This window comes from Roseovarius sp. TE539 (assembly GCF_003298505.1).
Classification (GTDB): domain Bacteria; phylum Pseudomonadota; class Alphaproteobacteria; order Rhodobacterales; family Rhodobacteraceae; genus Roseovarius.
The window spans coordinates 212,128-227,496 of the sequence record NZ_QNGB01000003.1; the positions used below are offsets into that span (position 1 = coordinate 212,128).

At 63.1% G+C, this 15,369-nt stretch carries 12 protein-coding genes, 1 tRNA gene and 1 pseudogene; 4 read left to right on the plus strand and 10 right to left on the minus strand.

Annotated elements, in window-relative coordinates; translation table 11 throughout:
* Positions 1-154: 154 nt before the first annotated feature.
* A complete protein-coding gene (locus DQW77_RS03435; protein ID WP_113256778.1) occupies positions 155-1,330 on the minus strand; it encodes an acetyl-CoA C-acetyltransferase in 1,176 nt (391 codons plus the stop codon).
* A gap of 154 nt (positions 1,331-1,484) precedes the next feature.
* A complete protein-coding gene (locus tag DQW77_RS03445; protein ID WP_113256816.1) occupies positions 1,485-2,327 on the minus strand; it encodes an EAL domain-containing protein in 843 nt (280 codons plus the stop codon).
* A 101-nt stretch (positions 2,328-2,428) separates the two neighbouring features.
* Between DQW77_RS03445 and DQW77_RS03450 the strand changes: the two genes are divergently transcribed.
* On the plus strand, positions 2,429-2,998 hold the full coding sequence (locus DQW77_RS03450; RefSeq protein WP_113256780.1) for a DNA-3-methyladenine glycosylase I: 570 nt from the start codon (positions 2,429-2,431) through the stop codon (positions 2,996-2,998).
* A 96-nt stretch (positions 2,999-3,094) separates the two neighbouring features.
* Here the strand turns inward: DQW77_RS03450 and DQW77_RS03455 are convergent, their stop codons facing one another.
* The 3 genes from DQW77_RS03455 to DQW77_RS03465 are packed head-to-tail and all read right to left on the minus strand — an operon-like array spanning position 3,095 to position 4,538.
* The gene (locus DQW77_RS03455) at positions 3,095-3,331 is read right to left on the minus strand and encodes a glutaredoxin (RefSeq protein ID WP_113256781.1); all 237 of its coding nucleotides are present in this window, start codon (positions 3,329-3,331) and stop codon (positions 3,095-3,097) included.
* Between the two features lie 9 nt (positions 3,332-3,340).
* On the minus strand, positions 3,341-3,910 hold the full coding sequence (locus DQW77_RS03460) for a carboxymuconolactone decarboxylase family protein (protein WP_113256782.1): 570 nt from the start codon (positions 3,908-3,910) through the stop codon (positions 3,341-3,343).
* A gap of 49 nt (positions 3,911-3,959) precedes the next feature.
* A complete protein-coding gene (locus DQW77_RS03465; RefSeq protein ID WP_113256783.1) occupies positions 3,960-4,538 on the minus strand; it encodes a TetR/AcrR family transcriptional regulator in 579 nt (192 codons plus the stop codon).
* A 142-nt stretch (positions 4,539-4,680) separates the two neighbouring features.
* On the opposite strand from DQW77_RS03465, the gene truA reads away from it, so the two are divergent.
* Entirely contained in the window at positions 4,681-5,457 is a 777-nt protein-coding gene (truA, locus tag DQW77_RS03470; protein ID WP_113256784.1) for a tRNA pseudouridine(38-40) synthase TruA, read from the plus strand.
* Positions 5,458-5,507: 50 nt separating this feature from the next.
* Positions 5,508-5,584: transfer RNA gene (locus tag DQW77_RS03475), tRNA-Arg, on the plus strand.
* Between the two features lie 734 nt (positions 5,585-6,318).
* On the opposite strand, the gene DQW77_RS03480 is transcribed toward DQW77_RS03475, so the two are convergent.
* From DQW77_RS03480 to DQW77_RS03490, 3 genes are read right to left on the minus strand one after another with little or no spacing between them, the layout of a single operon-like run.
* Positions 6,319-6,780, minus strand: a complete 462-nt coding sequence (locus DQW77_RS03480; RefSeq protein ID WP_113256785.1) for a hypothetical protein — start codon at positions 6,778-6,780, stop codon at positions 6,319-6,321.
* Positions 6,780-8,240 (minus strand): hypothetical protein, encoded by a 1,461-nt coding sequence (locus tag DQW77_RS03485; RefSeq protein ID WP_258523654.1) that lies wholly within the window; start codon positions 8,238-8,240, stop codon positions 6,780-6,782. The genes DQW77_RS03480 and DQW77_RS03485 overlap by 1 nt, the downstream gene beginning before the upstream one ends.
* A complete protein-coding gene (locus tag DQW77_RS03490; protein WP_113256786.1) occupies positions 8,237-9,559 on the minus strand; it encodes a DUF4365 domain-containing protein in 1,323 nt (440 codons plus the stop codon). The genes DQW77_RS03485 and DQW77_RS03490 overlap by 4 nt, the downstream gene beginning before the upstream one ends.
* A 735-nt stretch (positions 9,560-10,294) precedes the next feature.
* On the opposite strand from DQW77_RS03490, the gene DQW77_RS03500 reads away from it, so the two are divergent.
* Positions 10,295-12,832: a cation:proton antiporter gene (locus DQW77_RS03500; protein WP_113256788.1), complete on the plus strand. Its 2,538-nt coding sequence runs from the start codon at positions 10,295-10,297 to the stop codon at positions 12,830-12,832.
* 2 nt (positions 12,833-12,834) lie between these two features.
* Here DQW77_RS03500 and DQW77_RS03505 read toward each other — a convergent pair whose 3' ends face one another.
* On the minus strand, positions 12,835-13,302 hold the full coding sequence (locus tag DQW77_RS03505) for a hypothetical protein (RefSeq protein WP_113256789.1): 468 nt from the start codon (positions 13,300-13,302) through the stop codon (positions 12,835-12,837).
* Positions 13,303-13,359: 57 nt separating this feature from the next.
* Positions 13,360-15,240, minus strand: a pseudogene (locus DQW77_RS03510) (HAD-IC family P-type ATPase); the annotation flags it as partial.
* Positions 15,241-15,369: the final 129 nt, after the last annotated feature.

A 15,369-nucleotide genomic window follows, 5' to 3' on the forward strand; every position in this document is an offset into this window, starting at 1 on the left:
CGACGGCGATCGCCGACTGGCTCAGTAATGCTGTTACTATTTCATGAATGGTCGGGCAATATTATTGCGCGCCGGAATCGTCAGGTCGGGCAAGAAATCGGGGCGTCGGTCACGACGCCCCACCGATCCCGCAGCGTTGCGGCGCTGCTGTGGCTCATCCGCGCTCCAGGCACATCGCCACGCCCATGCCACCGCCGATGCACAGGGTGGCCAGCCCGCGCTTGACATCGCGCCGCCGCATTTCGAAAAGGAGGGTGTTGAGAACGCGCGCACCGCTGGCGCCGATCGGATGGCCTATGGCGATGGCGCCACCGTTGACGTTCACGATATCCGGGTTCCATCCCATGTCCTTGTTGACCGCGCAGGCCTGCGCGGCGAAGGCTTCGTTGGCTTCGACGAGGTCAAGGTCATCGACCGACCAACCGGCCTTTTCCAGGGCCTTGCGGCTTGCTTGGATCGGCCCCACGCCCATGATCGAGGGGTCAAGGCCCGCGGTGGCGTAGGAGGCAATGCGCGCCAACGGCTCAATGCCGCGTTTCTCGGCCTGATCCGCGCTCATCAGTAGGGTGGCCGCGGCGCCGTCATTGAGGCCCGAGGCGTTCGCCGCCGTCACCGACCCATCCTTGGTGAAAGCCGCGCGCATCTTCTGCATGGCTTCCAGGGTCGCGCCGTGGCGGATGTATTCGTCCTTGTCGACGACGATATCGCCCTTGCGGGTCTTGACAGTAAACGGAACCACCTCGTCGTCGAATTTGCCGGCCTTCTGGGCGGCTTCCGCCTTGTTCTGGCTGGCAACCGCGAATTCATCCTGCTGTTCACGTCCGATCTGCCATTTCTCGGCGACGTTTTCTGCGGTCTGGCCCATGTGATAGCCGTTGAAGGCGTCCCAGAGGCCATCGCGGATCATCGTATCAATATACTTCATGTCGCCCATCTTGTGTCCGGCACGCAGATGCGCGGCGTGGGGGCTCAGTGTCATGCTTTCCTGGCCGCCCGCTGCCACGATATCGGCATCGCCAAGCTGGATATGCTGCGCGCCAAGGGCCACGGCCCTGAGGCCCGACCCGCAAACCTGGTTGATGCCCCAAGCGGCGCTTTCAATGGGCAGTCCCGCATTGACATGAGCCTGACGCGCCGGGTTCTGGCCCTGGGCCGCGGTCAGAACCTGGCCAAGAATGGTCTCGGAAACTTCGGATTTGTCCACGCCGGCCCGCTCGACGACGGCTTCAAGGACCGCCGCACCAAGGTCATGCGCCGGTGTTGTTGCGAATGCACCGCCAAAAGATCCGACGGCCGTCCGGCCCGCCGATGCGATTACTACGTTGGTCATGGTATCTCCTCCACAAGATTTCCGGGCCGGGATGGGGCGTACAAGATTTGCATGCCCGGAATGCCCCCCTTACCTTTGCCGGACGCATAGCAGAAATGCTGCAGCGCGGCAATGGGGCGAAGATCACAACTCCGGGTTTGGCGCGCCGGTCCGCTCAGGCCCGGATCCGCCGCGCGGAATCTGACATCCAGTCCGGGTTGACGGTCGGAGCTGCGAAATAATAGCCCTGCATGCAGTCGATCCCCGCGTTGGTGAGGTGGGCGGCATCGTCGGCCCGTTCAACGCTTTCGGCCACGCAAAGCATGTCGAACTGCCGTGCAATCGCCATGAGAGCCCCGGTGAGCACCTGATTGTCGGGGTCCGCGGCAATGCCGCGGATGAACTGACCGTCGATCTTGAGAATATCGAAGTAGAAGTCACGAAGGTACCGGAACGACGTGTTGCCGGCTCCGAAATCGTCCAGTGCGAAACAGATACCCCTCCTCTGAAGGTCTTTCATGAAACCAGTCACCAGTTCCGGCACCAGCATGGCCGAGCTTTCGGTGATCTCGAGAATCAGTCTTTCGCCAACGGTCGGATCGGCATCAAGACCCCGGCGCAGTATCCGCATCCATCGCGCATACCCGATGGAGCGTGCCGACATGTTCACCGACAGGCGCAGGCCGGGGTGGTCCGCCAGCGTTCTCAACCCCTTTTCAAGCGCCAGGCAATCGATCACGCGACCGGTTTCGAGGTTTTCAACCGAGTCGATGAAATCGCGTGCGGGAATGATGCGCCCGGTGCTGTCGAGCACCCGGATCAGCCCCTCGTGAAAGGCAGTGCGCCCCGTGTGTCCGGCTGCGACCACAGGCTGAAAGGCCAGCATCACCTCGCCATGGCGGACAGCCGCTTCCACCATTTCGATGACGGAGTCGTCGCGCCGTGTGAGGGCGGCGTTGAGAGGGCTGTCCTGCCCGGCCGGGATATCCGCCCATTTTCGCCTGCGCTGCTGGCCCATCATACCCTCCGTGAGTGATGGCGGAGGGTGACTCGGGCAGGCTAATGAGTGATTAATCCTAGAAATTGAACGATCCGGCTGCGGTCAGAAAGGGCTGATGGATGGAAAGATGCGGATGGGTGGGACAGGACCCCGTTTACGAGGCCTATCACGATATGGAATGGGGCGTGCCCGAACATGACAGCAGGGCGTTGTGGGAAAAGCTGGTTCTCGACGGGTTTCAGGCCGGGCTGAGCTGGATCACGATCCTGCGCAAACGCGACAATTTCCGCGCCGCTTTCTCCGGCTTCGATCCGAACGCCGTCGCCGGCTGGGGCGAAGCCGAGGTCGCCCGTCTGCTGAACGATCCCGGCATCGTCAGGCATCGAGGCAAGATCGAGGCCACGATCGGAAACGCGCGGGCCTGGCAACGCATCGAGGCCAGCCGGGGCTTCGACGAATTCCTGTGGCGTTACGTGGACGGAAAGCCGGTGCAGAACCGATTTGCCACGCTGGCCGAGGTGCCCGCCCGGACAGCCTTGTCGGCGCGCATCTCGAAGGATCTGCGCGCCGAGGGGTTCCGGTTCTGCGGGCCGACCATCGTTTACGCATTCATGCAGGCCGTCGGGATGGTCAACGATCATCTCGTGACATGTCCGCGGCATGATGCCGTGGCGGCATTGGGACGCTGATCCGGCGGGAGGCGTCATGCCCTTTCCCGTCTGCCTTGAACGGCCGCTCAACCCGCCCGATGGGAACCCCGCCCGGCACGGGCGGGGCGCAGGCGCTCAGGCATTGAGGTGTTCACGCAGATCCTGTTCATTGCCAAGGTAGTCACCGTTGGCAAAGACCTGAGGGATGGTCTTGGATTGCGGCAGCCTCTCGCGCAGTTCCAACATGACCTCCGGGTCGCTCACGTCCCGCTCGGCGAAGGGCAGGCCGCGGGCGCGAAGCAACTCCTTTGCCGCCTCGCAGTGGCGACAGCCCGGCCCGGTGAATATCTCGATATCGCTCAGTTCCGGCATGTCGCCCCCTCAGTGATTGATGGACAATTGCGGAGTGACGCCATCGAACATCGGTTCCAGCTTAACGCCGAGCGCATCTCCGAACTTCGAGACAGCAATGTAGGTGGTGATGACAAAGGCGGCATCGACGATTTCCGGTTCAGTCCAGTTCGCGTGCAGCCGCTCCCAGAGCGATTTCGAGACCCGGTTGGCGTCCTCCCCGATCTGGACGCAGAAATCCAGCAGGGCCTTTTCACCTTCGGTGAAATGAGGGCTGTCGCGGTACTTCACACCGTCGATATCGGCGACCTTCTCGGCGGGGATGCCCAGCATGTCACAAAGGCGCTCATGCTGGACAACGCAATACTGGCAGTCATTGCCCTGGGTCGCCTTGAGGATCAGCAGCTCCTTGGTGTTCCAGTCCAGCACACCGTCCTTGAGGATCGCCATGATCGTTTCGGTGAAGACGCGCCCGTATTCAGGCTGGTGTCCGAAAACCTTGAAGATGTTCAGCAGCGCCTGGAACCTTTCCTCGGCGGCATCATAAAATTCGGCCGTTTCCGGCCCGGCCTCTTCTCTTTCCACATATGAAACACTCATCTTTTCCTCCCTGGGTTTTGAACGACCATTCCAAAATGGTCAAATGAAGTCAGTCCAGCATCAGTCGTGCCTGTGCAATCAGGGCTGGCAGGGTGTCCTTGCCGGGCGGGCCGCCCCGCATCAGAACCCGCAGCCCCAGAAACAGCCCGAGTAGCGCGCTCGCGGTGTCGGTGGCCGAAAGGTCTGCCCGGATCGACCCTTCGGCCTGGGCCGCTTCGATCCGGTCTCGAAAGAAATCCTCCACCGCCTGCAGCGCATCTGAAACAAAGGCGCCGACCTGCGCGTCATGCGGGGAAACTTCCAGCGCCGTGTTGACCAGAAGGCATCCCCCCGGCGCATCCACCGGCGGGTGCGCCGCCGTCTCGAAGGCCGCGATGATTGCGTCCCTCGGCGCGTGCTTCAGGGCCACAGTCTCAAGGAACTCGTGGCGGTGCTTGCGATCGTAATGACGCAGTGCGCCAAGGAACAATCCCCGCTTGTCTTCGAAGCCGGCATAGATGCTGCCGCGATTGATGCCCGTGACAGCCACCAGGTCCGACATCGACGTCGCCCTGTATCCCCGTGCCCAGAAGGCGCGCATGGCGCGGTCCAGAACTTCTGTTTCGTTGTAGGATTTTTCCCAGGGCATGCGGTTCACACTGTTCGTTCCCTTTCGATCATGCACGTCTGGAACGGTTGGTCAAATAAAATTTCCTCTGGTACCGTGCCGGATCCGTGGCGTTGCCTGCGTTGGCTTGCCAGCAGAAAGCCGCCGGGCTAAGCGTCCGTGCATGCCCCGCTATGCCCTCAAGGTCGAGTATCATGGTGCGCCGTTCGCCGGTTGGCAGCGCCAGCGCGATCAGCCCTCGGTCCAGGCTGCGGTCGAGTCGGCGCTGGCGCGACTGGAACCGGGTCCGCACGGCATTGGCGCAGCGGGTCGCACCGACGCCGGTGTACATGCGCTTGCTCAGGTGGCTCATTGCGACCTGGCCAAGAACTGGACACCCTTCCGCCTGTCGGAGGCGCTCAACCATCACCTCAAGCCCGATCCGGTGGCCATCACGGACTGTGCGCAAGTAGCACCGGACTGGCATGCGCGGTTCTCGGCGCTGGAGCGGCGTTACCTGTTTCGTTTGCTGATGCGCCGCGCGCCGGCCACCCACATGCGTGGCCTCGTCTGGCAGGTGCCACGGACGCTGGATGTGGCTGCCATGCGGTCCGCGGCCCGCCATTTGGTGGGGCATCATGATTTCACCACCTTCCGGTCGTCGATCTGCCAGGCCGCGAGCCCGATGAAGACCCTTGATGCGCTGGACATCACGGAGACCGAAACCCTGGCCGGCCGCGAACTGCATTTCCGCCTGAGGGCGCGGTCCTTCCTGCACAACCAGGTGCGCAGTATTGTCGGCACTCTGGAACGTGTGGGTGCGGGTGCATGGACCCCCCAAGACGTGAAGTCGGCGCTTGCAGCGCGCGATCGGTCGGCGTGCGGGCCGGTTTGTCCGCCGCAGGGGCTGTACCTCGCCGGAGTTTGTTACGATCCCGACCCGTTTGCCCGAGACGTGTGAATTTGGTCTTTGATCTTGGCGGCCGGCGCGGGTAAAGCTTTGCGCCGCGCGGTCCCGTAGCTCAACCGGATAGAGCAGCTGACTTCTAATCAGCAGGTTGGGGGTTCGAGTCCTCCCGGGATCGCCAATTAACAAAATTGTGTCGATGGGGCATATGGGTGCGCAAAACGGCGCTTTTTGCTGCACACCGTGTCAAGCGTTAATCGGTATGACCGCGCAGAATTGTGACAAAATACTGATACTATTGGGTATTTCAGATGCGCCTCCTCTAAGAGGAAAAACGGTGGCCGTTTTCTGAAAGCCGAAGGTCTGAGCGTTGCTGCGAGCCTCTCAAGCCAAACCATTCTGTCCTCATGGACTCCTGACATTCAGCGAGTCGGCCGGTGAGGACGAAATTCCATTGGTCGGGGCGTCATCATCGCTTCAGGTCAAGAGCTACGAAGGCCGAGATGTGCACGACGCGCAGACCGACAGAGGGAGTCGGCCAAGTAAACTGCACCCGTGGCGCGCTCGAAGACACGAACGGCCCACAGCCGACACTCGAGGCACAGGTTGGCGCCGCGGCGCGGCTTAACCGAACCGTCCAGTCGTGCATTGCGCAGAATTTTCACGGGTCCGAAAATCGGAGTGCTAGCCTTTTGCCGTTCGCCGTGAGTGCTTTGATGACGCCGCAACAATTGGGGCGATAAGGACGAAGGCCGGACCCGACGTTCGCTATGCCGGAGGTGAATGGCTGGATCAACGACGATATCCCGCACGACACGAGCGGCCGCGTGCGGCTGCAGCTCTCTCGGAGCAGTGCGCCGTCGCTTGCTCTTGCAACATCGATCGAGCACGCTGAAGATAGCGGGAGACAGTGCACTATGGCTCATTGTGATAGGCTTCGCTCACCGCCGGCGAAGCAGCCAGACAGGCATTCAAAATAGTAAGGGAATGCTGCATAAGCACGGTACTTCGTTCCGGCTCAAACCACCGGCCATTAAACTTACCGCCATGAAAAAGGTTGTTCCTCACGCGGCGCACATAGATCAGCAGCCTGTCGGACTGAAGATCAGTCTGCGGTGTTGACGCGCTCCATCCCAGAACGCCGCCTTCGACGATCTGCTTTTTCGGTGGATTAGCGAGCATATAGGCGATTGCTTCCGCGAATTCCTCGCTTGCCGGCTCTTCGAAGCTCGCGGCAACGGACTCGGAAAACCTGCGCCAGTTGGCTTTCGCTTCGCCCTCACCCTTGTGAAATTCAGCAGCCTTCAAAGCATACTCGAAGCGCGCGAAGGTCTTGAAGAGTTCTGCGGCGAGTGCGTGCGGGTCGTTACCGGGCATCAGATGTATCGCCTGTAATCAGAACTCATGGACTGCCCTTCACCGATATATTTGAGGACCTCGCCGACCTTGCGTGCAGCCCTAATCGGGATGGGTAGCCGTTGGTTCATCTGCGTCGAGTTCCAGTTGATTTTGGTCAGGGAAAAGACCTCCTCGGCGAGCTGGCTGATTGTGCTATCGCAGCTTTCGTGCGGACAGAGTAGTAGCGGCCGCGGGTCGTAGAGACCGGGATATGTGCCGTAGTACGGGATGCTACCGTTCGTATAAAGAAGACCGCGACCGCCGAAATCGACGAACGTCCCGCGCAGCACCGGATAATTCCCGTCACGCAGAATTTTGACCGAAGCGGACTCCTGGATCCAGACCAGATCTCTGAGCTCGGTTCCGGCTTCCTCAAGCGCCTTCAGGACACCTTCCGCCTCTTCTTCCCGGAAACGCGATGTCTTGAGCAAGAACACGCGTGCCGGAAAGTTCTTGTGGTGGTTCTTGTATTGCGAGAGCGCCTTCGAAATAAGATCGTAGGCATCGTTGAAGGTCATGAAAGGGTGACGGCCACGGCTCTCTGTCTGGGCGCGCCTGCCCTTGAGAATGAAGCCGCGCCCGCGCTCATCGAACATCTGCGCGGCGCTTGTGAAGAGCTGCTGGCCGCCGGCCTCACGGTAGAAGCTGATACCGACATAGCAGGCCGTAAATTCGCCTTCGCGAGCCCTGCGGCGCCAGGGAATGCGCCCCGTGCCCTTATAGTAAAGCGTAGTGAGAAGGTTCCAGCTCCGTCCCGCCTGGTCCTGGATATCGCGGGCCTTGCTCTCCTTCACCTTCTGCGAAAATTTGGCCTTATCGTCGATGACGTCCTCCCAGACAATCTGCACCGGAAAGCTCAGCCCCATCGCCCGAGCCTTGAGCATGCCCCGAAAGTTGGGGGCATCGGAACCGCTGCTGTCCTCTCTTTCGGTCGAGCTCTTGGCATCGACCTTCGCGCTCCAGACGCGCTCGATCAAGCTGACCGGCAGGGCGACAATCGCGACGTCCGGGCTGTGACTGCTCTCATCCAGGGTCTCGAGTTGCGTGATGATGTCGTCGACAGCCATCTCGACGGCTTTCTTGTGATCAGGCTCCTTCCTGATCCTTTCGATCCGACTTTGGGGCAAAGCGAATGATGCCTCCTCGCTGATCTCGAACCGGCAGTTGAACGGGTTGGCGTTGCCCAGCCCCGGAAAATCTGGATGCAGGTTCGGGTGTTTGGCCGACTTGCCCGCAAAGCCTGCCGTTGCGCCCGCGAGAAATCTTCCCGTGTCCTCGACGGTCTTAGCGCTGCCGACCACGCCGATCTTGATCACATCACCGAGCGGCGCCTGCAGCGGACCGGCCTCGACCAGACCGAGCCGCGGGTCCGGATGGTGATGCTTGTCGCCAAACTCCAGCTCCGGCTCGGCGAGGATTTTGCTTTCGAAATTCATCATATTGCGAGCCTTTCCTGGTCGGTGCTCTCCTCCGCCTTCTTTTTCGGAGAGCCCCAAACGTCCTCCGGCACCCGCGAATCCAGAGTGATCTGCGGCGGCTCGGTAAATGCGAGGCACGGTTCTTCAGCCTGCTCAGGCGCGAAGAGATCGTCGCTGGCCCGCTCGTTCTGGGTCAGAAACCTGTGCCACATGATGACCTGCCCGCGCAGCGACCCGCTGTTATCCAGCCGCTTCTTGCCTGACAGAAGCGCGTGCGGATACGAGTGTGGCGTAAAGCCGTTGGTTGTGAAGTAATAAGTCGGGGTGATGACCAGGTACCACTGATCGCCGAGCACCTCGAAGCGCGGCACGAAGGCGTGGTGACGGACATAGGCAACCTGTCCCTCGTCCTTCTTACTGGTCACGACATTGACGACGTCGGCATGCGTCTTGTTCTTCGCTGACTCGTAATAGAACCGTCGCGGCGTGTCGGCAGCGAGTGCTCTGAAATAGAGCAACGCGTTCTCCTTGTGCCAGTTCAGATCGGCACGGACCTGGTGCCTGAGCGCGTTCTTGAGGAGATACGCAAAATGATGCTGCTCGTTCAGGTCCTCATGGAAGGCGAGGTAATTCGTCTCCACGGCCTCAACCTGATCGAGATCGACGATCTCCCGGCATGGCGATGTTCTCGGGTCGTGGAACGACCAGAACGAACCGCCGCGGATCACCCAGTCGAAGCGCGCGGGCTCGTCGCTGTCCAGAAGCAGCGCCGTCGCCTTGCGCCCCGAATACGGGGTCGACGCCACGTAGATTTCCGGCGGCAGAATGAGTGGCAAGATGTTGACCAGCGCCTCTTCGCCGTCGCCCAGCGGGGGTACGTAGTAGCCGGCGCCGACCTTCGGCACAGTCAGCGCGGCGAGGCGGTCGATGGCATTCCTGTCGAGGACGTCCTGCTGCTTGTCGAACTGCAGCCGTCGGTCCTCCGCGCTGACGCCGCGCGGAACTTCCTTCCAGTAGAATGTCTCATCGGAGCGGCGGTAGAGAACGATGATGACAGGCAGGTTTGACGGCCGCCAGTATTCAAGGTCCTTACTCCTGAGTAGATAGGTGAAGCCTTGGTCCGTCTCGGCCGTGTACTTCGCCTCCTCAGTCGCCTTGACCTGCACGGCAATCATCTGCGCCCGCGGCTTCCCGTCGATCATCACTTCGGCGATGCCGTCGATGCCGGCCTCGAGTCTTCCGCGGCCGTCGAACTGAAAGCCCATGTCCAGAAAGCGGCGACGCACCGCCGCCTCGCCGATCTCTCCGAGCATCTGGTTTGGAGTGAGAATCTTGGTCATGGCACCAAGTATAGGACATTTGCGGAACGCTGCACATCATATTGTGCACTGTCCCGCTACGTGGACCTGGACACTCCTGCCTCACACCGTTCCGGCGGCCAGTACGGCCTCGGGACCGCCGAGGGGGGCTCGGCGTAGCCGAGCCATTCGGATCTGCGGAACGGAACGATCCACTGCGCGAACGAAACCTCCGGGACCGACCGTTCGTGGTCGCCATGGAAGGCAAGCTCCCCATCGCGACGCAGGGCCAGCAGCCCGTCGAGGAACAAGCGCCGAAACAGGCCGAACAGCAGCCCCTCATCAGAATTCCAAAGCCGCCGGCGTTCGACCCCGAACGCCTCGCCCCGCATGCGGCCTAAATCTCAGACACGTCGTTTGCGACATCGCTGTGCAGGTGTCTTAAGTAATCAAGCCGCTTTCAGGTCGGCGGTCCCAACCGGGTGATTACAGAATAAGGCACCTTTGCAGCGAACTTCCGCTGTCCGCCCAGGTGACGGGCGTAGCTTCCGGCCCTGACCGGTCATTTAAGGCCGCAGGGCGCCGCTGCGGCGAGGCCTTTCATACCGGACTTTCGCTGCAGGCGCGAGATCGAGCATACGGCGAATTGGCAATGTGCAGACCTGCCCGGTTGTATTTGCCGGTGCTCGAATTCCAGTGCGAAGGAGTATCCAGTAATAAATCATCCATCCGTCCTTACTGATTCCCCGCGCCTGAAATTCCAGCTATTTCAGGTTTATGGATATCGTTCTCGTCACCACTGTCATCGCGTCCCTGTTCCTCGTCATCGGGGCGGCGGAGCCGCTCGCCGCGCGCCTGAAGTTGCCCTACAGCGTGATCCTCGCCGTTCTGGGCGTGCTGATCGGGGCGGCGGCGATCTTTTTTCTGCGGACGGAGCTGACCGATGCGCTCAACCCCGTGGCCGAGGCGATCCTGGGGTTACCGATCCGGTCCAACGTCTTCCTCTATGTTTTCCTGCCGACGCTGCTTTTTCAGGCAACGCTGGGGATGAACCTGCGCCGGATGCTCGACGACTGGGTGCCCATCCTGGTGCTCGCCGTCGTCGCCGTGGTGGTGGGGACGCTGAGCGTCGGCTACGCGCTGTCCTGGGCGAGCGCGCTGCCGCTGGCGGCGTGCCTCTTGATCGGCGCGATCGTGTCCACGACTGATCCCTCGGCGGTCGTCACCATCTTCCGCTCGATCTCGGCGCCGCGCCGGCTCGCGCGGATCATCGAAGGCGAGAGCCTGCTGAACGACGCCGCGGCCATCGCGCTCTTCGGCCTGTTCATGGGCTTCGTCATGCTGGGGATGCCCGATCCCGACCTTGGCGCGGCGCTGGCGCGCTTCCCCATCCTGATCGTCGGCGGCGCATTCACGGGCTGGCTGGCGGCACGGGTGGCGGTCTGGGTCATGGCGCTGTTCTCGCGCCACGAGCTGGCGCAGATCTCGATCTCGGTCGCTCTGCCCTACCTCGCCTATATCGGGGCCGAGCAGAGCATCGGCGCCTCGGGCGTCATCGCCGTGGTGGCCGCTGGACTGACGCTGAACCTGACCGGACCGGGGCGCCTGCCGCCGCAGGCCTGGACGAACCTGCGCGAGCTCTGGGACGTGCTGGCGCATTGGGCCGGGGCGCTGATCTTCATCCTTGCTGCGCTGCTGATCCCGCGGCTGCTGGAGGAGGTGCGCGTCGGGGATTTCGTTCTGGTCGGCGTGGTGATCCTCGCCGCCATCGCCGCGCGCGTGGTGATCCTTTGGGGGCTTCTGCCGCTCCTGACCGCGCTCAGGCTCTCGCCCGCGGTCGAGCGCCCCTACCGCGTCGCGATCCTCTGGGGCGGCCTCCGGGGCGCGGTGACGCTGGCGCTGGCCCTCGCCGTGACGGAAAGCTTCCGCGTGCCCGACGGCATCCAGCGCGTGGTGGCCATCCTGGCCACCGGCTTCACGCTCCTCACGCTGATCGTGCAGGGCACCACGCTCAGGTGGGTGATCGGCAGGCTGGGGCTCGACCGGCTCTCGCCCATCGACGAGGCGCTGTCGCGGCAGGTCGTCGCCGTGGCGCTGCAGACCGTGCGCGAGGACGTGGCGCGCACGACCGAGAATTACGAACTGAGCCACGACACCGTGCGCTCGGAGGCCAAGCGCTTCGGCGAGCGGCTGGAGGCGGCGGTGAAGTCGGCCGAGGACAGCGCGGACATCCTCGACCGCGATCGTGTCACGCTGGGCCTGATCGCACTGGCCGGCCATGAGCGCGACACGATCCTTGCCCGCGTGCGGGAGCGGACGATTTCGGCGCGGATGGCCGAACAGGTCCTGTCAGACGCCGACCGGCTGATCGAGGGCACCCGCAGCCAGGGGCGCAGCGGCTACAACCGCGCCGCGCGGCGCAGCGTCGCCTACGGCCGGGGGTTCCGCATCGCCGTCGTGCTGAACGGCCGTCTGCGCCTGTCGGGGCCGCTGGCGCGCATGACCGCCGACCGGTTCGAGCTTCTGCTCTCGCAGCGGCTGATCCTGCGGGATCTCGGCGCCTTCATCGACGGTCGCATCCGGCGCATTCACGGAAAGCGCGTGGCGGAGCTGCTGCACGAGTTGCTGGCCCGCCGGATCGAGATGGTGGAGACCTCTTTGGAGGGGCTACGCCTGCAATACCCGGGCTATGCCGAGGAACTGGAACGCCGGTTCATCCGGCGCACGGCGCTTCGGCTGGAGGAGCGGGAATACACCGCGATGCGCGAGGACGGGCTGATCGGCGCCGAGGTCTACACCACGTTGATGCAGGACCTCGATGCGCGCAGGGCGGTCGCCGAGGAACGTCCGCATCTCGACATCGCGCTCCAGCGGGCCGAACTGGTCCGGCAGTTCCCGCTCTTTGCCGAACTCGACAATGCCGTGCTCAAGCGCCTCGGTCGTGCGCTCCAGACGCGCTACGTCAACGCCGGCGAGGTCATCATCCGCAAGGACAGTGCTGCGAAAAGCGTGTTCTTCATCGCCTCGGGCGCGGTGGAGATCGAGGCCGCCGGCCAGACCTGGCGACTCGGGCGGGGCGAGATGTTCGGGCAGATGGCGATCCTGCTGCAAAAGGCCCGCCGCGCCGAGGTGCGCGCCATCGCGCCCTCGACGCTGCTGGTGCTCGACGAAGCGCGATTTCGCCGCCTGCTGGAGCGCAGCGAGGCTCTTCAGGATGCCGTCCGCGCGAGCGCCGGGAAACGCGGGGTCGACCCGGCCCAACTGTTCGACGGCACGAACGTCGTGCGCCCGCCAGAAGACCGAACGTCGGGGTAACGTCAGTCCAGGGTCGCGTCGAATTCAATGATGCTGCGTCCGTCGTCTGTCGTCGGCGCGACGATGATTTTCGCGTTGGTGATGCCCGGGCCGGAAAACTCGATCGACCGGTCCAGCAGGTCGTCGGCGCCCTGCGTCACGGGATATCCGTTGCCGCTCAGGCTTTCTTCCCAATCCGCAAAGAGTGCCTCCACATCGGCGCCCGTCGTGATGGAGAAAATTCGCACGGTCGAGCCGATGGCGCGGTCCGTGATGACCTCCGCATCGTCCGGGATCGCGAGCACGTCGGGAATCCAGTCCTGCAGGTGCTCGTCGGCGTAGACGACCGCCGAGGCGGCCAGCACGAGCCACGCTGCAACAAGCGCGTCTTTCAAAGGCAGGCGCGGGAAAACTGCGCGCAGGCTGGCGACGGCTGCTCCGAGGCCAGTGGGAAGGAAAGGGGTCGCGGGGGTGCAGGTCATCGCTGTCATGAACGGAAAGCTATCTGACCTGCGGACATGTTCAAGGTCGCCGGCGCATTTCCGCTGCTATCCTGCCGCGGCACCATTGGCGGAGCGGAAGGCCAGCCGCATCTGCTTTTCGGTCTCGATCAGCCCGAAAAAGACGACGCCGATTGCGACGATAAGCAGCCCGTCGAACAACGGCACGGCTTCGGTTCCGAACACGGCCTGAAGCGGCGGCATATAGGTGACGGCGAATTGGACCGTGGTGACAGCGATAACGCAGGCCCAGACCACCCGCGTTCCCCGTGCCGCCGCCCAAGTGAGAGATGTTCCGTGAATATTGCGAATGAAGAAGAGGTGGAAGATTTCGAGGACCACAAGCGTGTTCATTGCCATGGTCTGAGCGAGCGGAACCGAGTAACCCTTTTCCGTCGCATAGTAATACATGCCGAAGACGGCGACGAGAAACAGCGTCGACACAAGCACGATGTGCCAAACCAGCCCACCGGTCAGCAATGGCTCATCGCGGGGACGCGGCGGGCGGCGCATGGTGCCGGGCTCGGACGGTTCGAAGGCGAGGGCGAGCCCCAACGTGATCGCCGTGACAAGGTTGATCCACAGGATCTGCACCGCCGTGATCGGCAGGGCCATGCCGGCAAAGAGCGCCACGATGATCGTCATCGCCTCGCCCGCGTTTGTGGGCAGCGTCCAGCTGATGACCTTCTTGATGTTGTCATAGACGGTGCGCCCCTCGCGCACGGCGGCGGCGATCGAGGCGAAGTTGTCGTCCGCGAGCACGAGCTCGGCAGCCTCCTTCGCCGCCTCACTCCCCTTGAGTCCCATGGCGATGCCGGCATCGGCGCGCTTTAGCGCGGGCGCGTCGTTCACGCCGTCGCCTGTCATCGCGACGGTCAGCCCGCGCGACTGAAGGGCGGTGACGAGGCGCAGCTTGTGAGCGGGAGAGGTGCGCGCGAAGATGTCGGTCTGCACCGCTGCCTCCGCGAGCGCGGCATCGTCCATCGCTTCAAGATCGGCGCCGGTCAGGACGCGGTCATGGTTTTTGAGGCCGATCATGCCTGCAATCGCCCGCGCGGTGGCGGCATGATCGCCGGTGATCATCTTCACGCGGATGCCGGCGGCGTGGCACTCCGCCACCGCCTCTATGGCCTCGGGGCGCGGCGGGTCGATCAGCCCGATCAGTCCGATGAGCGTAAGTCGCCCCTCCAGATCCGCGGTGTTCAGGATCGTGTGCTCCTGGGGCACCGCCCGGGCCGCCACGGCGATCACCCTCTGCCCCTCGGCTGCCAGATCCTCCACCATCTCGGTCCAGTGATCCGCGTCGAGTGGCTCGGACCCGCCATCAGCGGCGCGCTGATCGGCACAGAGCGCCAGCACCGCCTCCGGCGCGCCCTTGACGTGGATGCAGGCGCGATCTTCGTGGTCGTGGTGGAGGACGGCCATGTACCGATGGGCGGTGTCGAATGGGATCGCATCGGTGCGGGTCCAGTGCCGGAAAGGCGCGCCTCCCTCGCGGGTGATCTTTCCGGCGAGCGCCATCAGCGCGCCCTCCATGGGATCTCCCTCGACTCGCCAACCCGCCTCATGGGCGTGCAGCATTGCGTCGTTGCAAAGCCCCGCAGCCCGCGCGAATTCCATCAGCACGGCATGGTCATCGGGATGTACGTCGGCCTCGCGCCAGCGCACCGCGCCCTCGGGCGCATAGCCATTCCCGCCGACGGAGTAGATATGCCCCGCCGCAGCCAGAGACGCCACCATCATCTCGTTGCGGGTGAGCGTGCCGGTCTTGTCGGAGCAGATCACCGAGACGGAACCCAGGGTCTCGATCGCGGGCAGGCGACGCACGATGGCATTGCGTCGCGCCATGGCCTGAACGCCTACCGCAAGGGTGATCGTGAGCACCGCAGGCAGACCCTCGGGGATGGCCGCAACCGACAGGCCGACAACGTCCTATGTCGGGAAAATCTGGCCGCTTAGGTCAGCAGGTCATGGGGCGTCCGGTGTCCCGGACGCCCTGTTACGGTTGCCCAGACGGGCTCTGCCGTCAAGAAATGATCTCTTCCATAGCAAACACAG